General features: G+C 36.7%; 16 protein-coding genes and 1 rRNA gene. 13 read left to right on the top strand and 4 right to left on the bottom strand.

Annotation, left to right across the window (positions count from 1 at the left end; genetic code table 11):
- Window positions 1-513: 513 nt before the first annotated feature.
- Together CRO45_RS18595 and CRO45_RS18590 are read right to left on the bottom strand one after the other, a co-directional pair.
- A complete protein-coding gene (locus tag CRO45_RS18595) occupies window positions 514-792 on the bottom strand; it encodes a hypothetical protein (RefSeq protein ID WP_212613437.1) in 279 nt (92 codons plus the stop codon).
- 177 nt (window positions 793-969) lie between these two features.
- Window positions 970-2277, bottom strand: coding sequence for a helix-turn-helix domain-containing protein (locus CRO45_RS18590; RefSeq protein WP_097151134.1), 1308 nt, complete (start codon window positions 2275-2277; stop codon window positions 970-972).
- A gap of 108 nt (window positions 2278-2385) precedes the next feature.
- On the opposite strand from CRO45_RS18590, the gene CRO45_RS18585 reads away from it, so the two are divergent.
- The 5 genes from CRO45_RS18585 (at window position 2386) to CRO45_RS18565 (ending at window position 8859) form a co-directional block, all read left to right on the top strand.
- Window positions 2386-3921 carry an AbgT family transporter gene (locus CRO45_RS18585; RefSeq protein ID WP_097151133.1) on the top strand — a complete coding sequence of 512 codons (1536 nt, stop codon included), beginning with the start codon at window positions 2386-2388 and terminating at the stop codon, window positions 3919-3921.
- Window positions 3922-3934: 13 nt separating this feature from the next.
- Window positions 3935-5242 (top strand): amidohydrolase, encoded by a 1308-nt coding sequence (locus tag CRO45_RS18580; protein ID WP_097151132.1) that lies wholly within the window; start codon window positions 3935-3937, stop codon window positions 5240-5242.
- 117 nt (window positions 5243-5359) lie between these two features.
- On the top strand, window positions 5360-6799 hold the full coding sequence (locus CRO45_RS18575; RefSeq protein ID WP_235864670.1) for a M20 family metallopeptidase: 1440 nt from the start codon (window positions 5360-5362) through the stop codon (window positions 6797-6799).
- A 432-nt stretch (window positions 6800-7231) separates the two neighbouring features.
- Window positions 7232-7921 (top strand): DNA/RNA nuclease SfsA, encoded by a 690-nt coding sequence (gene sfsA, locus CRO45_RS18570; protein ID WP_097151130.1) that lies wholly within the window; start codon window positions 7232-7234, stop codon window positions 7919-7921.
- An 83-nt stretch (window positions 7922-8004) separates the two neighbouring features.
- Entirely contained in the window at window positions 8005-8859 is an 855-nt protein-coding gene (locus CRO45_RS18565; RefSeq protein ID WP_097151129.1) for an MBL fold metallo-hydrolase, read from the top strand.
- Window positions 8860-8916: 57 nt separating this feature from the next.
- On the opposite strand, the gene CRO45_RS18560 is transcribed toward CRO45_RS18565, so the two are convergent.
- The gene (locus CRO45_RS18560) at window positions 8917-9897 is read right to left on the bottom strand and encodes an NADPH:quinone reductase (RefSeq protein ID WP_097151128.1); all 981 of its coding nucleotides are present in this window, start codon (window positions 9895-9897) and stop codon (window positions 8917-8919) included.
- Window positions 9898-10103: 206 nt separating this feature from the next.
- On the opposite strand from CRO45_RS18560, the gene CRO45_RS18555 reads away from it, so the two are divergent.
- From CRO45_RS18555 to CRO45_RS18530, 7 genes are all read left to right on the top strand, one after another.
- On the top strand, window positions 10104-10991 hold the full coding sequence (locus tag CRO45_RS18555; RefSeq protein WP_170949559.1) for a type II toxin-antitoxin system SpoIISA family toxin: 888 nt from the start codon (window positions 10104-10106) through the stop codon (window positions 10989-10991).
- A 12-nt stretch (window positions 10992-11003) separates the two neighbouring features.
- Window positions 11004-11186, top strand: coding sequence for a hypothetical protein (locus CRO45_RS18550; protein WP_097151126.1), 183 nt, complete (start codon window positions 11004-11006; stop codon window positions 11184-11186).
- Between the two features lie 96 nt (window positions 11187-11282).
- Entirely contained in the window at window positions 11283-11414 is a 132-nt protein-coding gene (locus CRO45_RS20365; RefSeq protein WP_268878139.1) for a hypothetical protein, read from the top strand.
- Between the two features lie 914 nt (window positions 11415-12328).
- The gene (gene dacB, locus CRO45_RS18545) at window positions 12329-13729 is read left to right on the top strand and encodes a D-alanyl-D-alanine carboxypeptidase/D-alanyl-D-alanine endopeptidase (protein WP_097151125.1); all 1401 of its coding nucleotides are present in this window, start codon (window positions 12329-12331) and stop codon (window positions 13727-13729) included.
- A gap of 262 nt (window positions 13730-13991) precedes the next feature.
- The gene (locus tag CRO45_RS18540) at window positions 13992-14546 is read left to right on the top strand and encodes an FAD synthetase family protein (RefSeq protein ID WP_097151124.1); all 555 of its coding nucleotides are present in this window, start codon (window positions 13992-13994) and stop codon (window positions 14544-14546) included.
- Window positions 14547-14599: 53 nt separating this feature from the next.
- Window positions 14600-15442, top strand: a complete 843-nt coding sequence (locus CRO45_RS18535; RefSeq protein ID WP_097151123.1) for a fumarylacetoacetate hydrolase family protein — start codon at window positions 14600-14602, stop codon at window positions 15440-15442.
- Between the two features lie 22 nt (window positions 15443-15464).
- Window positions 15465-16391 (top strand): VOC family protein, encoded by a 927-nt coding sequence (locus CRO45_RS18530; protein WP_170949558.1) that lies wholly within the window; start codon window positions 15465-15467, stop codon window positions 16389-16391.
- 49 nt (window positions 16392-16440) lie between these two features.
- Here CRO45_RS18530 and CRO45_RS18525 read toward each other — a convergent pair whose 3' ends face one another.
- Window positions 16441-17805, bottom strand: coding sequence for an amidase (locus tag CRO45_RS18525; RefSeq protein WP_097151121.1), 1365 nt, complete (start codon window positions 17803-17805; stop codon window positions 16441-16443).
- A gap of 561 nt (window positions 17806-18366) precedes the next feature.
- Here CRO45_RS18525 and CRO45_RS18520 point away from each other — a divergent pair.
- A 16S ribosomal RNA gene (locus CRO45_RS18520) occupies window positions 18367-18556 on the top strand; the annotation flags it as partial.

Raw genomic sequence — 18556 nt, 5'->3', positions numbered from 1 at the left:
CGAATACCGATCCTGATTTACCCGTAGTGTACAAGATATGTATATAAATCTATCTTTCTATAATAATACTTACGATATCTATCAACTTAGATGACGAAAAAGTAGATAACCGGGAGCATAATAATAGGGTTTATAACAATTCGTTATTTTTGTTAGCATTTTGATATCTTATACTAAAAAACGAACAATCGAATTGTACTCAATGCAGTGCCAGTTCCACTAAATACGTGTGCTGGGCACCATCACTAGCCTATATTTATAAAATAAAATTACGGTTTACCGTCAACTGAGATGACGAAAAATCCAATGTCACTTAGCAATGAAAAGGGGAGTATCTCCATATTAGTTTTTCGGTAACATTTACACATCTTATGCTAAAAAAACAAGCTACCAAAAAGTAGCTCGTTCTGATGGTTTTAATTATGTCAGCATATGGAGTTGCCTTTAAAGCATTCACGATTGGAATTGAAGGTTCAATTTTCACGGAGTACATTAAAACGATTGGTTTCAACATTATCGTTGAGGAACCATACATAAAGCAAGTGCCACAATCACGTTTATTTGTTTGGATTTATCATAAGGGAATGATAGTGCAAGTTTTCGTGCTTTTGGTTCCACTAATGACTCGGCAATAAAAGCGACGATAAATGTAATGGCAAATAAAATCCCTACACTTCCTACTGTAAAAGATGAAAACCCTTGTAAAGCAATGTTATAAACAGACATGATTAGAACCATTCCTGTGCACATGAATAATCCAAAAATAATGCCTTCTTTCTTATTACTTGGCATAAAAACTTCCTTCCTCAAATAGCATAGAGGCTTATTGTATACAAAATGAAATTTCAAGTGTAAGTGATAGTTTTATGACTTTTAGTGTGGATCCTCACTTCAATATAGAATTCACGCAGTTTGAGCGTGAAATAAAAAAGAAGGGAAACATTAGCTTCCCTTCAATAAAATCAAAACCTAAAATTTTAGTTCATATAACTTCTGAGGTCTTCCTTTACCTTGTGTTACAACATTTGTTGATGAGGCATAACCACAATCCTCAAGACGTTTTAGTATTCTACTTGCTGTACGCACTGTCACTGAAAGGTGAATACTCAATTCCTCAGCTGTTAAAGCACTTATTTTAAGCTTATAAATGATTCCATATATTTTTTGCAAATGGAGTATTGAAATATTTGTATCCTTTGCGATTTCTTCTAACTTATCATTATCTGAGTAATTAATTGAAATAGAAGAATGACCATCTAGCGGTCCGAGTAGTTCATTATCCTTTGTTAAAATATATGACTCCGTAAGTGATCCGGTACAATACGTTGATGCTTTCTCCGCTTGAATTCTTGCATCCTGTAATGTTTTACCGATCCCCCAACCGATTTTCACTTTAAACGTAAGATTTTCCTTCAAAAATTCCGCTAAAGAGCAGATTTCCTGATTATTTGTGATCGTCAAGAACTCGCTATAATTTGTAATTAACTCATAATGGATCGCATTTCTAGATGTAATTAACGATGTTCCACGTTGGCGATTGAAATCCAGAATTGATTTATAAAGTGCAATCTGTCGATATTCAATTTCAGATGGGTCATGGTGTGAAACTGAAAATTCAAGGTATCCAGCTACAACTTGGTTATTCGTTAAGTCTTCTAATTCAATTCCATGAACCAACTCTAATATCGTTGTCTTCATACTATCTATAGTAGGGTGCACGAGAATAGGTGTAATGTGTTCGTCTTCGAAAAAGGTATATAAACTGGACAAACGTGTTAGAGAAAACCGTATTCTTTTTTCTTCCCACAATTTCGCATGCGCTTCGTAAATAAGTTCATAAGGATTTGGATGTCCAAAAGATTCGATACTTTCACCTAGTGTATAAGGAAAATCTTCAGGTGGAATAATTTCTTTCAAATTTAAGTAATTGTTTTCCTTATATAGGAAATCGATCATAGAATGTTTAATGGAAAAGTCCGGGTACTTATAATGAATTTCTGCTAGTTTGTAATAAAAATCTTGCACGCTTATATCGAAATAAGTACAAGGTATTTCTGGTAAATGCTCTTTAAAATTCCTTTGAATATGTAAATAAGGAATTTGAGCACTAAATATATAGCCATCCATATTTTTTATGTTTTCGATAAAAAGCTCCTCTAAGTGAGTTAAGTTATCGTACATTAAAATATGTAATTTGATGTTATCAAACTGCAGATTCTCACATTTTTTTATCCAACGATACGAGAATTTAGTAGAAAAGACGCATATGTTATACATTTAAAACGCTCCTATAGTACTATTGAGGTAATATTCTAAATATTATAATCTCTATTATAAGACATTGTAAAAATATGTCCAATATTAAAAACGGGGGGAAATGCAATTGTGAAAAATCAACAAGATACTACTCAAAAAGTAAACAATGGTGCTTTCAACAAGTTTTTAAACATTGTTGAAAAAATTGGTAATAAATTACCGCACCCATTTATGTTATTCCTTTATCTTACAATAATTCTTGTTGCCGTTTCATTTGTATTAGGAACAATGAATGCATCGGTTGTTCATCCTAATACTGGTGAAACGGTAGCAGTTAACAATTTACTTTCAAAAGAAGGTATTCGCTATATATTAGGTAATACTTTATCAAACTTTACTGGTTTCGCACCGCTTGGTTTAGTATTAACAATGATGCTTGGGATTGGATTAGCAGAGAAAACTGGATTATTTTCTGCGTTAATGACGAAAGCAATTACTAAAACGCCAAAACGAATCGTATCATTCATGGTCGTGTTCATCGGTATTTTAGGGAATATTGCTTCAGATGCTGCGTTCGTTGTTATTCCACCGTTAGCAGCTCTAGTATTCTTATCTTTAGGAAGACATCCACTTGCAGGTTTAGCTGCAGGTCTTGCAGGTGCTGGTATTGGTTTTACAGCAAATATTTTAGTAGCAGGTACGGATGCGTTACTGTCAGGGATTTCAACTGAAGTAATGAAGACAATCGATCCGTCAATCGCTGTATCTCCATTAGATAACTGGTTCTTTATGAGTGCTTCAACGTTCTTATTAGCATTTATCGGTGCTCTTGTTACTGATAAAATTGTAGAACCACGTTTAGGTAAATATAACGGGGAAAAGAAAGCAGATTTACATGACTTATCACCTTTAGAAAACCGTGCTTTACGCAATACAGGAATTGCAGCTTTACTTTATATCGCTGTAATTGTAACACTACTATTAATTCCAAACTCACCATTATTAAATGATGATGGTACGATTATTCGTTCACCGTTCTTATCTGGAATTGTACCGATTTTATTCGGATTGTTTGTAACAACAGGTATTACATACGGTGTGTCGGTTAAAGAAATTAAAAAAGCTGGTGATGTTCCAAATATTATGGCCGAGGCAATCAAAGATTTATCAGGCTATATTGTTTTAATCTTTATCATCGGTCAATTCATTGGATACTTTAACTGGACAAACATTGCTACTTGGATGGCTGTACATTTAGCAGGTATCTTACAAGCTATTAATCTAACAAATATCTTTGCGATTGTTTTATTCATTTTATTAGTAGCGATTTTAAGTTTATTTATTATTAGTGGTTCTGCACTTTGGTCTCTTGTTGCACCAATTTTCGTACCAACGTTCTATTTATTAGATTATCATCCAGCACTTGTTCAATTAGCATATCGTGTTGGGGAATCTTCTACAAACATGGTAACGCCACTAAATCCATACTTCGCGATTATTTTAGGGTTTGTGTTAATCTATAATAAGAGAGCTGGTATTGGAACATTAATGTCGCTTATGATTCCATACACAATTATTTTCTTAATTGTATGGATTCTATTAATGCTAGTGTTCGTATTCTTCAACATTCCGATCGGCCCAGGTGTCTTTTACAAATTAAGCTAGGGAGATGTCTTTCATGGACTTTATTAAAATAGACAAGGATTACTTAGAAGTTTTAACAGAGTGGAGAAGGGATTTTCACCGACATCCAGAACCGGGTTGGTTAGAGTTTCGTACTTCTGCAATCATCGCGGACAAGCTTGAAGCTTGGGGATATGACGTTTTTGTAGGGAAAGAAATTATTAAAGGAAATTCCCTCGGCGTGCCGAAGCAGGCGCAAGCAAATGTTTTCTATAATAAAGCACTAGAAAGTAATATCCGGGCAAAATGGTTAGAAAAAATGGAAGCCGGTAAAACAGGGGTAATTGGTGTTCTTGATACTGGTATTGAAGGACCTACCATTGCTTATCGTGTAGATATCGATGCGTTACCAATCTTAGAATCTTCTGCTGAACATCATGTACCACAAAAGCTTGGTTTCCGTTCTGAAAATGAAGGGTTTATGCATGCTTGTGGTCATGATAGTCATGCTACAATTGGACTAGGCTTGGCAGAGCAATTAATGAAAAGAAAAGATCTGTTATGTGGGAAAATTATTATAGTTTTCCAACCCGCTGAAGAGGGTGTTAGAGGGGGAAGTGCAATCGTATCTTCCCCTCTATTAGATAAAATAGATTATTTATTTGCACTTCACATTGGAATTGATGTTCCTAAAGGCACTTTTGTAGCTGGAGTTGACGGATTTTTAGCAACTTCTAAATTTGATGTTACAATTAAAGGTGTTGCAGCTCATTCAGGCATTAATGCGGAAAAGGGTAAAAATGCACTATTAGCTAGTGCACAAGCAGCTCTTGCATTACATAGTCTACCACCGCATAGTGAAGGTGTAGCTCGTGTAAATGTAGGAACTTTAGAAGCTGGTAGTGGTCGTAACATTATCCCTTCATTAGCAAAAATGCAGTTTGAAGTTCGAGGTGAAACTACAGAGATTAATGACTTCTATGAAAATAGAGTACATCAAATCTTTGATGGTATTGGTGCAATGTATGATGTAGGAGTTGAGTTGGAGAAAGTAGGATACTCAATCAATACGCCATCAGATCATGAACTTGCGCGAATTTTAACTGAAACTGCAAAATTAAACCCGTCTATTCATGAAGTAATAGAATATAACGACTTCAAAGCAGGATCAGAAGATGCAACATTTTTAATGAAACATGTTCAACAACAAGGTGGTCTAGCGACTTATTCAATCATTGGTACAAATTTAGCTGCTGGACATCACCATGAAGAGTTTGATATTGATGAAGAGGACATGCTGTTCGCTATTGAAAATTGGCTAAATGTACCTTTTAGTTTATATCGCGGTGTTGACCGTCCGTAAAACACCTAATCTTGAACAGTAGAGATAGTAATTTTTGGGGAGTTGGCGGACGCTAACTCCTCGATTCGTTTAAATGAACAAACGGTAAGGTTTCACTTAATGAGGAGATGAATGGAAATGGTTAGTCAACTAGAACGAGTGGAAAATAGTTATAAACAATTTGAACAAGAGATTATTGAACTTGCGGATCAAATCTGGGAAATTCCTGAAACGAGATTTAAAGAGTTTGAATCTGCAAAAATATTAACAACTTATTTTAAAAATCAAGGATTTGAAGTAGAAACAGGTATTGGCGGAATTGAAACAGCTTTTGTTGCTAAATATGGTAGTGAAGGTCCAGTCATCGGTATTTTAGGAGAGTATGATGCACTTCCTGGATTAAGTCAAAAAGCTGGAAGTGATGTCCGCGAAGCACTTGTAGACGGTGGAAATGGACATGGTTGCGGTCATAATTTATTAGGTACAGCTGGCGTAGGAGCTGTCGTTCATTTAAAAGAATTAATTGATAAAGGTGAAGTAAAAGGTAGAATTCATTACTATGGCTGTCCTGCAGAAGAGGGCGGTTCTGGTAAAACGTTTATGGTTCGTGAAGGTGTTTTCAATGATGTAGATGTTGCATTAACGTGGCACCCGAATTCATTTACAAGCGTATTTAATTTCTCTTCTTTAGCAAACTATCAAGTGTATTTCGAGTTTGAAGGAGTTGCTGCACATGCGGCAAATTCTCCACACTTAGGAAGAAGTGCGTTAGATGCTGTTGAGTTAATGAATGTTGGTGTGAACTATTTACGTGAGCATATTCCTACAAGTGCAAGAGTGCACTATGCTGTGACGAATACAGGAGGGAAATCTCCGAACGTCGTACAAGCAGAAGCTGAAGTTTTATATTTAATTCGTGCAAATACAATTAAAGAAGTGGACGACATCTATAAGCGCATCGTGAAAATTGCTGAAGGTGCGGCATTGATGACAGAAACTAAAGTGAAAGTTAAGTTTGATAAAGCATGCTCAAACTATATTCCAAACGATACTGTTAACAAAATCGTTTACGACAAATTACAGTTGGTAGGGCTTCCTAATTATAATGAGGAAGAGATGGAATATGCGAAGAAGATGAATAAAACGATTAGCCCGTCTGAATATTCTAGTGCTTTAAAAGAAATTAAATCGATCTATCCAGATAGCCCGGTTGATGATTTAGAACAAGAAGAGGTTCCTTTCTATAATGAAGTAATACCTTATCAAAAATCTACTCAAACAATGTCAGGTTCTACAGATGTGGCAGATGTAAGTTGGGTAGTGCCAACTTCGCAATTCTTTACAACATGTTTCGTGTTGGGAACTCCACTTCATACGTGGCAGCTTGTATCCCAAGGGAAAACAGGACTTGCACATAGAGGGATGCTTTATGCAAGTAAGGTGTTAGCTTTAACTGCGATCGAACTGTTAGAAAATCCTGAATTAATCGATCAAGCGAAAGCTGAATTACAAAAACAAACAAAAGGGAACTACGTGAATCCTATTCCAAAAGAAGTAGTGCCGAATATGTTCGGATAGATTTTAAGTTTAAGGTCGGTTAGGGGATCCTAATCGGCCTTTTATTTTGGGTTGAAGGTTTGATTCTAATAATGCTTTGATATTTTCTAATAACTCATGTGTTTTTCTAATAAAGAGTCGAGCTTTTCTAATAACTTGCCTCATAGGGAAGAGTTTTGAACTAGATTCTAATAATTGCTTGGTCTATTCTAATAACTCACGTGATTCTTCTAATAACAGCGCAATATTTTCTAATATTTCCTTCGTAGCGAGCTGTATGAAGGGAGGATTCTAATAATGGCTTGATTTATTCTAATAACTCATGTGTTTCTTCTAATAACAGGTCAATTTTTTCTAATATTCTCTTTTCAACAAGAAGCAAATGGTGAATTAAATGAGATTTCCCCACGAATTCTGCATAATGAATGAAAATAGATTTTGGGAAGTGATGATGTGAAGTACGGTGAGATTGTTAGAGGGATATTTGAAAAGCGAATAAATCGTTTTATATCTGAAGTTTACATAGATGGAGTAAAAATACAGGTTCATGTAAAAAATACTGGTAGACTAAAAGAGCTGTTTCAACCAGGTGCAGAAGTTTTGTTAGAGAGTACGAACAACCCGAATCGAAAAACGAAATATTCTATCATAGCAGTATTAAAAGAGAACAATTGGGTAAATATTGACTCACAAGCACCGAATGCTGTTGCGTTTGATGCGGTTAAAGAGGGGAAAATTACAGAAATCGGGGAAGTGGACTTCTTAAAAAGGGAAGTAACTTATGGAGCATCCCGGTTTGATCTATATTTTAAACAAGGTGATGAAGAAGGGTTTATCGAAGTGAAGGGTGTCACACTGGAGAATGAAGGAATCGTGATGTTTCCAGATGCACCGACGACAAGAGGTACCAAGCATGTGTTGGAACTGGCGGAAGCTGCTGAGAAAGGGTACCGATGTGCGATTCTTTTTGTAGTGCAATTAAAAGGCTGTAGAAAATTCGTTCCAAATAGAGAAACGGACCCTGCCTTTGCGGATGCCTTACTAAAAGCTGCCGAAGCGGGAGTGCAAATTTTAGCTTACGATACAGTTGTAACTGAAGATGGAATGACACTTGATTCCGCAGTTCCAGTGGAGTTGATTTAAATTGTATGAGTACCAGGTACACAAACAATTCTGAATTTTCACAATTGTTTGTGTACCTGGTACCGGGAAGGAAGAAATGAAATATGTTAAAGAAATTAGCTGAAAGAGTTTATTATATGCCTCATTATTCTGAAACGGATCGTCCGGCTTTAGGTTTTATTAGTGGGGATACTATTAGTTTGATTGTCGATGCGGGGAATTCGCCCGCTCATGCGAATGATTTTCTAAATTTAGTTCAAGAGGTGGATCATTCAAAGCAAAGATTTGTAGCGATTACTCATTGGCATTGGGATCATATTTTCGGGATTGAAACTATGGGGTTACCGACAATTAGCCATGAAGAAACGAAGAAGGTAATCGATCACCTTAAAACGCTTGAATGGGACGATGCTTCTTTAGATGCGCGAGTTGAGTCAGGAGAAGAAATTGAATTTTGTAGAGATATGATTAAACGTGAAATGCCGACTCGCGATCATTTGGTATTGAAATCTCCGAATATCACTTTTTCGGACAAGATGGAAATCGATCTCGGTGGCATCACTTGTGTCATTGACCATGTCGGAGGGGAGCATGCAAAAGATTCTTCGATTGTTTATGTTCCTGAAGAAAAAATCATGTTCTTGGCAGACTGCCTATATCAAGACTTTTACAGTGGCGACTGGAGTTATGATCTACACCAATTCAAAACTTTAGTGGAGAAAATAAAACAATACGAAGTAAATACCTATGTTTTAGGCCATCAAGATCCACATTCCCGTGAAGAATTGTGGAAGTTTCTCGATGAAATTATTAGTATCGGTGAAATTGTCGGGGATGAAATGGATTTAGAAGAGGCAATCACAAAGTTTACCGATGTACGAAAATCAACTCCTACTGAAGATCAACGTGAGTTTATCGAAAACTTTATTAACGGAAATCAAAAGAGAATAGGGGCATAAGTGTCTATTTAACAAAAGAGAAGTCTTGCGAACCCTACGCAAGACTTCTTTTATTACCTACTCAATCGTTAAAACCAATTTCCCATTCCCCACACCATTCGCAACCTGTTCAAATGCTTGAGAAGCTTGTTCAAGTGGCAGGGATGTGCCGATAATTGGGCGGAGGGCACCGCTTTCTAACATGCCGATGACACCGTGAATGCTTTCTTTATATTCATCTTCTGGTGCGTTCCAAAGGGCTGTCGCTAAAATATCGCATTCCTTTTGCATAGCTAGGCGAGGATTAATTTCAATAGAACCGCGATTTCCGATCACCACAATTGTCCCAAAGCGCGCAACCATTTTTAAATCAGTTTCTAAATTGACGTTCGCTAAAAATTCTACAATGACATCTGGACCATTTCCATCTGTTAACGCTAGAACCTCTTCGATCGTTGCTTCAGTTACATGATCAATGACAACATCTGCTCCAGCTTGCTCTACCAAACTCTTACCTTCGGGTTTACTTGCTGTTCCGATCACCTTTGCACCGTGTGCTTTAGCCATTTGAACAGCTTGTAATCCAACGCCACCGCTTGCTCCATGAATTAACACCCATTGACCGGGTTTGATGCGGGCACGCTGAAACAATGCACGGTATGCAGTTAATGCCGGCACACCTAATGCAGCACCTTGTTCAAAAGAAACCTGTTCTGGTAGTGGGTGAACGAAAGATGGATCGCATACGATTTTCTGGGCAAATGTACCTGTGCTTTTACCTCGGTTTAATGACGCAACAAATACGCGGTCTCCAATTTGAACATTTGTAACACCTTCTCCAACTGCTTCTACAATCCCAGCACCATCTAACCCCGGCGTATACGGTAACTCTGGGATGCTAAAGGCGTAAGTACCCGTTAAAGTGTATGTATCACTCGGATTCACACCGGCTGCATATAAACGGACACATACTTCACCTTTTCCTACTACGACATCCTCAATATCCTTGTAAACTAACTGTTCTGGTCCTCCGAATTGTGTAACTTGAATGGCTTTCATGTTTTATCCTCCTCCAAATGAGCATCTTTATAGGCTATGAATCTAAAAACGAAAATAGGCTTGATTACATGCAAAACTATTTAATAGATGTTTCTAAAGTAAGGGTAACAAAATAAATAATAGGGATTTATTCCATCTATTGTAAGAAAGTTCTGATAGATATAATTATAGTAAAGATGCTGGATAGAATAAAGGGGTGGGGGTCATTGGCGTTTAAGATATTTATTTTAATATTACTAGTTTTCGTAATCGGAAACTTCATTTACTTCTTTAAATCACAAGTAAATTACAGTTTGCATCTTAGAACATTAAGAAAAGGACTCTATACATTATTTATAGGGGCTATTGGAGTTGGGATATTAATAGATGAAATCGATCTAGCAAATTGGCAACTAATAGTAACGTTAACATCAATCGTTGTATTTATTGATATCGCTATATTATTAACCCCTAGTATATTAAAGATTTTCAATACGGAATTTCAATATATGGATTATGTAGAAAATATCATTACGACAAATGATAAAAGAGAAAAAGCGACGATTGACCGAGTCAACTCCATGTCTGAATTGATTCAACTAGCTGGAGAGAATTTCAAAGAGCATCAAAATGTAGGGCAAAGAAATGAAATCGAGGAATTAGAATCCTATCTTCAACACTATTCCGACCAATACGGATTTACAGTCCAAATATTTGAACTAACCTACACACCGGTGCCGCTGTCCGAGCTATCTTTTAATGATAAAAGGGACCTAGATGAAGAGGATCTCATATTATTATCAGAACAGTTAGGATTTGTAAAAGGGATTGAAACATGTTTAAATAAAATTGAAAAGCTAAACTCTTTTAATCTAGCGGAAAATAGACAATTATATATAGAAGAATTGTCCAATTTAAAGATTGTTTCTCTATTAAACGAAGATAGTATGATCGTTCCGGTGGATATGGAAAAAAGGCAATTTCTCATCGTGTTAAAAAACGGTAGAGGGGACTTGCTAGAAGTTGATGCGGTTCACATTATTAATCTAGTCTACATTTTTTATATTTATAAAGAAGATGTAGTAAATAAAAGAATTTTTGTTCGTACTAGATAAGAGGAGGTTTATATGGTGCTAATAGTAACAATTCCAAAGCTTGAGAAGAAAAACAAACCAAGAGTAAAAGTTGAAAAAAGAAACTTAGTAAAAGCAAAAAGAGTGACACAGTTATCAGAATGTTCTATGAGCCAATCTTCTAAGAAAATAAAAGACCTAAACGAAAAAGTGTTGAAATATATAGCGAATCAGTAAAAAGGGGCAAGGTTACATAAACCTTGCTTTTTTGATTAATAATTCCTTTTTTTGTCTACATTAGTAGAAAGATGTAGACAGAAAAGAGGATTAAAGTTGGATAAGGAGAAAAATTCAAAAAAGAAAACTTCCAAAAAGGTCACTCGTTTTAAGGGTGAAACAAAGATGTCAAAGGAAAATGAAAAAGCCCTGAAAATGATTCGTTCGATTAAGGGTAAGTTTGGTTGATAAAAATAAATAATAGTGAATCCTTTAATGGATTTCCTTGATTAGATAACCCTTCTGCATTTTTAGACTCAAGAAGGGGTTTTTTATGGTTAAAATGGGATTGTAATCTGAGGATTTAAAAATGAAAAATGAATGCTTCAACTACTGTGAATGAACAGTGACAATCTTGTTAAAAAATCGATCATCCTGTATAATTAGGATTAACAATGCGTAAATTAAAAAAGCTACTTGATGCGGTAACATCAAGTAGTCAATATAATAGTCGGTCCCTACAAGGGGATTGGCCAGTTAAGGTAATTAACCCATCTGAGGCGCTAACTCAAAGGTGGGTTATTTTTTATGTTGAAAAGCTAGTATTGATACAATGAATGCTGCAAAGGAAACTGCAAACATCAATGCCTCATATACTGTCAAAGGCCTCACCCCCATTCTAAGTGAGGTGTGAGCCAACCACCCTTGAGTTCCCAAACTATTACATCTAAATTATAGCACATACGTTCGCCTTTTTAAACTCCATCTATATTACCAATTGTGGCTGATAGAGGGTTAACTATTGGCCTAATGAATAAAAGAGATTCGACTTTATATGAATTAATATCCTCGTGACCTCTTATCGAGGACAAAATGGGGGAGATTTCAGGAAAATTGTCCTTGAAACTGCTTCTCGTGGACAAAATAAGTCGAAAAAATGAAAAACTGTTCATGAGATTGCCGAGTTAGGAATACGCAGTTAAAGTAACACTTGTGTAACTATGAAATTATATTGATTTTTGATTTAATCTACAAATGTTTTTTTGAGATGAAATAAAAAATTCAAATCAGCCTTTTAATCTACTGAACATTTTTATATTAATGGTAGTTTGATTTTGTTAAAATAATTATCAGTAAATTCTAAAAACAGGGGTGTTTGGGAGATGGAGGTTGTTTCGAATATGGATAAGGGGCTAAGTGAGGAAAGTGTGAAAGGGATTCAACGAGCGGTAGATGAAATTTTCGGGCAAGAACATGTGACAGTGACTTTACGAGACCGTGGGACTGGACAAGTGGTGTATGACTTTAGAGGGCAACATTTGATGCGACCGGCTTCGAATATGAAGCTTGTATCTGGCGCGGCTGCTTTAGCAATTTTAGGGGAGTCGTATCAACTGAAAACTGAGATTTATGTGGATGGTCCTGTCGAGAATGGTGTCTTAAAAGGTGACTTGATCATAAAAGGTGGCGGGGATCCGACGTTAAATGAGGACGTATTTGTTAAGTTTGCTTCGAAAGTGAAAGAGTACGGTGTGACCGCTATTCAAGGCAGCCTAATCGGGGACGACACGCTATTCCCAGGAGAAACATTGCCACCGGGTGTAGATGAAGAGGGGGAAACTTATTGTTGGGGTGCACGGGTTTCGGCAATTTCTATGTCTCCAGATGCTGATTATGACGCGAGCTCAATTATTGTTAAAGCAGAACCGGGGGAAATCGGAGAGCAACCAAGTTTCCAAGTGATACCTCATTTATGTGGTCATGAAATTACAAATAAGGCTGTAACAGTTGCAGCTGGTGAGGAGAATACGTTAGAAGTTCTTCGTACAAATGATACGAATCAAATCGTCATTTCAGGGAATCTACCACAAGGTGAAAGCGCGAAAGCATGGGTGTCTTTGCAAAACCCAACAATCAATACATTACAATTCATGAAACATATTTTTAAGGAGCAAGGGATTGCGTTCAATGGGACAAGCGCTATAGCGCAAGGGATTGTACCTGAGTCTGCCGAACTAATTCACACACATTTATCACCAACTGTTGCGGAAATATTCCCAGCTTTCATGAAGTTTAGCAATAACAGTATTGCCGATATTTTCGTGAAATTGATTGGTCATGAGGAGAATGGTGTCGCAGATTATGAATCTGGATTAAAAAGCGTACGTGCATATTTGAATCAACTTCAAATACCAGCAGAGGAATGGCAATTTATCGATGGATCAGGTTTATCCCATTCCGATCGCCTAACATCCGAAGGAATTTCAGCATTACTCTTTAAGCTTCAAGAAGAGCCTTACTTTAAAACATTCTTTGATTCATTGCCTGTCGCTGGCAAACCAGATCGCTGGATTGGCGGGACTTTACGCGAACGCTTCACCGAAAGCGAATATGAAAACCGTATCTTTGCGAAAACAGGCTACATCTGGGAAGTGTTCTGTTTATCGGGCTACCTCATTGGCGATAGCGGGAAGGAATATATATTCTCGATTTTAGTAGAGGGATATGAGGATGGAATTCCGTATATTGACCGTGGGTTGGCGGAGATGCTTCGATATTTATAATAAAATGATTAAGAGGGATTTCCTAAGTTGAGGAAATCCTTTTTATTTTTGAGCTCGATTTCACACTATGAAACTTTCGTGTGTTTAATTGGTATCTTTTAGTCTATTATTTATGTTAAGTCTGAATATTCAATCATTTCAATGTTGTCAATTCCGAAATACGATTAATTAAACTACAATGTGCGCAAGAAGTTTTCTCATGTATTGTTGACTCAATGGGTGTGATGGCTTCTTTTATTATGAATTGGAATGGAGGAAAGCGATGGAAATCTATTTTAATAAAAGTCTTGAAATTCCAAAGTCTGTTATTGCAATTGGCACTTTTGATGGGGTTCATAGAGGACATCAAACGGTTTTGCACGAGCTTGTCAATATGAGCAAAATTGAAAACGTACCAAGTGTTGTATATACATTCGATCCGCCACCAAAATCATATTTTCAAGGGGTACCGGTACTGACAACTTTAGAAGAAAAGATAAGCCGAATCGAACAAATAGGAATCGATCATTTAAAAGTGGCGAATTTCAATGAGCAATATCTAAAACGATCGGTAGATGATTTTATAGAAGAAATAGCGAAAATGAATCCATTGAATATTATTGTCGGAAATGATTTTCGTTTTGGTCATAAACGCGCTGGGAATGTTTCACTATTGAGTCAATACTTTAAAGTAACAATCATGGAGCCAGTCTGTTGTAAAAATGGAGAGAGAATATCGTCCACTAGAATAAGAAAGTTAATTCAAGAAGGTAATATGGAACAAGCTAATCTATTGCTAGATTGGAGACATAAAGATTCTGAGATTCTATACACTTAAATGATAGATAGAAGTTACACAACAAATATCAGCCGAAAAGGGGAGTTTGTACAATGAAATTAGTAAGTTTTCGTCATGGGGGAACAGAAAGTTTTGGTGCAGTAATTGACAATGGTGTAGTTGATTTAAAAAAGAAGCTTAATAACGAGTACGCTGACCTGAAAACGTTTCTTGAAAGTGGGAAGGTTGACGAATTAGCTATTACATCTAATGATGTTGACTATACATTGAGTGATGTGTCACTATTACCGGTCATTCCTAATCCGGAAAAGATTATTTGTGTTGGTCTAAACTATCATGCGCATGTGGAAGAGTGCGGAGAACGAGAAACGGAAACGCCAGTGATATTCTATAGAACGGCTAGTTCTCAAATTGGCCATGAAGAGAATCTCCTCCTTCCAAAGGAATCTTCAAATCTAGATTTTGAAGGTGAAATTGCTGTCGTTATTGGAAAAGAGGGCAGACGTATAAGTGTAGATGAAGCTTATAACTATGTTGCTGGATATGCTTGCTACAATGATGGTTCTGTTCGCGATTGGCAACTTCGTACGAGCCAATGGGGACCGGGGAAAAACTTTGATGGTACAGGTGGATTTGGACCTTGGTTGGTGACAAGAGGGGAGATCCAAGACGGCGAGGTGCTTTCGCTAGAAACGAGAGTAAATGGAGAGGTAATGCAATCAACGACGACGAACTTACTTATTTTCTCGATTCCTGAAATCATCGCGTTTGTTTCATCTTATACAACACTTAAACCAGGAGATGTTATTGTAACTGGAACGCCAGGTGGGGTAGGCCTTAAACGTGAACCACAATTGTTCTTAAATGAGGGAGACGTTGTGGAGATTGAAGTGAGTAAAATTGGAACATTACGCAATACGGTGAAAGTTGGGTAGTAAATTAGTAGGGGGGATGGGAATGTTAAAGCCTAGCAAGCTTGGTTATGCAGAACTAACTGTGCGAGATTTAGAAGGCATGACTCATTATTATTCAGAGATTTTAGGATTTACTTTAATGGAAGAAGACGAGCAAGGTAGAAGATATTTCAGCTCAGGGCTTGATCATCATAATATTATTTTAACTCCTGTGAATGAAAGTAATTTATTATCAATGGGATTCCAATTAGCGAAGGATGTTTCTCTTATTGATGCACAAAAGGAATTAAATAAGCTAGGGGTTCCTTCTGAATTGAAAACAGATGCTCAACCAGGAATCTCGGAATTTTTAGAACTTCAAGATCCAGATGGTTTTAATGTTCATCTTTACACAGAAATCGAAATGCCGGCACCACGTTTTAAAGAAAAAGGAATTATTCCGAATAAATTAGGTCACTTGGCTTTAGCTTCGACCAATCCTATAAAAACGGCTGAATTCTATAAAGACGTATTAGGTTTTTACTATACTGATAAAATCGATGAACGTGCAAACTTCTTAACATGTAATACGGATCACCACGTATTAAACGTTTCTAATCTTGGAAAGCGTTTAGGGCAATCAAACTTATATCATATTGCTTTCGAATTAAGAGATGCGAGTCATCAATATCAAGCGATGGATATTCTAGCAAGAAATAATATTAAAGTGCTTTGGGGGCCAAACCGTCATACAGCGGGACATAATATTGCGGCTTATCACCATGATCCGGATGGAAATTTAGTCGAACTGTTCATTGATATGGACCAACTGATTCCAGGGTTAGGCTATTTCGATCCGCGTCCTTGGCACGAGGATTTCCCAATGCTACCACGCTACTGGGACGATAACTCGCAGTGGGGGACAAAGTTTGAGGAGACTTTATTAGACTATGCTTCGAAGAAATTTGAGAAAGTATCTAATAAAAATTAAATAGGATTTGAAAAAATTGAGGTAGGACTAGCTCCCACCTCAATTTTTATTATCCATTTATATATTGTTCATATGCATTTCCAAATTGATAAATTATCGCTTCTGATTCGTGCTTACCTATTAGTTGGAAACCAATAGGGAGTCCTGTTGCGGACAATCCACTAGGGACAGATAATCCAGGATTCCCTGTATAGTTAGTTGGAGCTGCTAGTCTTAATACGGCACTTCTAACAGACTCATTGTAGGAACCTATCGTAACTTCCCTTTGGTTTATGTCTGTTGGAAGGATAGGGAGTGTAGGTGTTAATAATATATCTACGCTGTTAAATACTTCATTGAATTTGTTAATTAACTCGGCCTTTTTCTGTTGTGCTAAGACGTATTGATAGGCAGGTAGGCTTTTACTAGATTCTAAACGTTCATAAAGCTCTTCATCATATAGAGAGCCCGACTTTCGAATATTTGCTTCGTGTACTGCGTAAGCTTCGGCCTGAATAGTAATGGATTGGTATTGAGCTATCTCTTGGAGAACTGGAATTTCTACTTCTACTATAGATGCTCCTAAATCTTGATAGACTTGTATCACTTGTTCGATCGATTTTGCAACTTCTTGGTCAATGTTTTTAAAGTAATAGGAAGGAAGAGCGATTTTTTTGCCTACAATACTTTGTCCAAGCAAACGAGCGTAATCTTCCTTTGCTTTATTAAGTGAGTGAGGATCGTTTTCATCATACCCAACAAGGATGTTCAACATAATTGCGTTATCTTTCACCGTTTTCGTCATTGGTCCAGCGTGGTCTAAAGTATATGCGGTGTTATAAACCCCAAATTTACTAACAAGTCCAAATGTCGGTTTCATTCCGACAACTCCACAAGCGGCAGCGGGAATTCTGATTGAACCCCCAGTATCAGTACCCAGTGCAGCGACAGCCATATCTTTTACGATAGCAACTGCAGATCCACTACTAGAACCGCCAGGAATTTTATCAGGATTATAAGGGTTACGGCATGGACCTACAAAGGAGCGGTCACCTGTTGGGCCGTATGCAAACTCATGAGTATGTGTTTTACCGATAATAATGGCACCAGCATCTTTTAACTTTTGAACGACTGTTGCATTGAAGTCTGGAACAAAGCTCTCAAATATCTTTGAACCCATTGTTGTTCGAATACCTTCAGTAAATATCACATCTTTAATAGCAACTGGAACCCCGTGTAACGGGCCTTTTATATTTCCATTGCCAATTTCCTCTTCTGCAAGTTGTGCCGCTTCTAACGCTTCCTCTTCACAAACAGTAATAAAGGCATTATAAGTTGAATTGTTTTCCTTTATGTTCAGTAAACATTTCTCAACAATTTCTTTCGGAGACAACGTCTTATCAATAAAAGCTTTTGATAACGTTAATAAACTCATAGCTTCCTCCTTATAAATTAAGCGAGCGAGCTTAAATTTAATATTTACTTATATATAGTAGAAAAAACAAAAAATAAATATGACTTTGTTTCAGATAGTGAAATGTTGTTGGATTTATTCTATACGAGTATGGATTAGATCAACGTTAATAAACTGTCGTCTTTGAAAATCGAAAATAATAAAGATAGAAACTTTTAATAATGATAAATATTTTGTTGACATTGAATTATATAATTGGTATTCTAATAAAGCTGTCGCAACGAAATATAAATTTCAATTATTGAGTTTATAAAAAGTGTTGACAGAAATTATTATTCTGATATACTTATAAAAGTTGTCGCCTAAAAAATTTAAATCGAAAAAAATGATTTTAAAAAAAGTGGTTGACAGCGAATTGGTATTCTGATATAATAAAATCCTGTCGCAAACGGCAGTGAGAAATGAACCTTGAAAACTGAACAACAAAACGTTAATGAATTAAACGTTTCTATTATAGAAACATAATTTTGGACATCAATTTTGATGCCAGTTTGAATTTTGAGCTTAACTCAAATTCACCATTTTATGGAGAGTTTGATCCTGGCTCAGGACGAACGCTGGCGGCGTGCCTAATACATGCAAGTCGAGCGGACCTTTTAAAAGCTTGCTTTTGAAAGGTTAGCGGCGGACGGGTGAGTAACACGTGGGCAACCTGCCCTATAGTTTGGGATAACTCCGGGAAACCGGGGCTAATACCGGATAATACAATTTA

It is taken from the genome of Ureibacillus acetophenoni, from assembly GCF_900220965.1.
Lineage (GTDB): Bacteria > Bacillota > Bacilli > Bacillales_A > Planococcaceae > Ureibacillus > Ureibacillus acetophenoni.
This window is presented reverse-complemented; position numbering and strand designations above follow the sequence as displayed.

Bases quoted from the DNA above. Each gene is read 5' to 3' on its own strand.
- CRO45_RS18595 (WP_212613437.1), bottom strand. From the start codon at position 792: ATGCCAAGTAATAAGAAAGAAGGCATTATTTTTGGATTATTCATGTGC.
- CRO45_RS18590 (WP_097151134.1), bottom strand. From the start codon at position 2,277: ATGTATAACATATGCGTCTTTTCTACTAAATTCTCGTATCGTTGGATA.
- CRO45_RS18580 (WP_097151132.1), top strand. From the start codon at position 3,935: ATGGACTTTATTAAAATAGACAAGGATTACTTAGAAGTTTTAACAGAG.
- CRO45_RS18575 (WP_235864670.1), top strand. From the start codon at position 5,360: ATGGTTAGTCAACTAGAACGAGTGGAAAATAGTTATAAACAATTTGAA.
- CRO45_RS18565 (WP_097151129.1), top strand. From the start codon at position 8,005: ATGTTAAAGAAATTAGCTGAAAGAGTTTATTATATGCCTCATTATTCT.
- CRO45_RS18560 (WP_097151128.1), bottom strand. From the start codon at position 9,897: ATGAAAGCCATTCAAGTTACACAATTCGGAGGACCAGAACAGTTAGTT.
- CRO45_RS18550 (WP_097151126.1), top strand. From the start codon at position 11,004: ATGGTGCTAATAGTAACAATTCCAAAGCTTGAGAAGAAAAACAAACCA.
- dacB (WP_097151125.1), top strand. From the start codon at position 12,329: ATGGAGGTTGTTTCGAATATGGATAAGGGGCTAAGTGAGGAAAGTGTG.
- CRO45_RS18540 (WP_097151124.1), top strand. From the start codon at position 13,992: ATGGAAATCTATTTTAATAAAAGTCTTGAAATTCCAAAGTCTGTTATT.
- CRO45_RS18535 (WP_097151123.1), top strand. From the start codon at position 14,600: ATGAAATTAGTAAGTTTTCGTCATGGGGGAACAGAAAGTTTTGGTGCA.
- CRO45_RS18530 (WP_170949558.1), top strand. From the start codon at position 15,465: ATGTTAAAGCCTAGCAAGCTTGGTTATGCAGAACTAACTGTGCGAGAT.
- CRO45_RS18525 (WP_097151121.1), bottom strand. From the start codon at position 17,805: ATGAGTTTATTAACGTTATCAAAAGCTTTTATTGATAAGACGTTGTCT.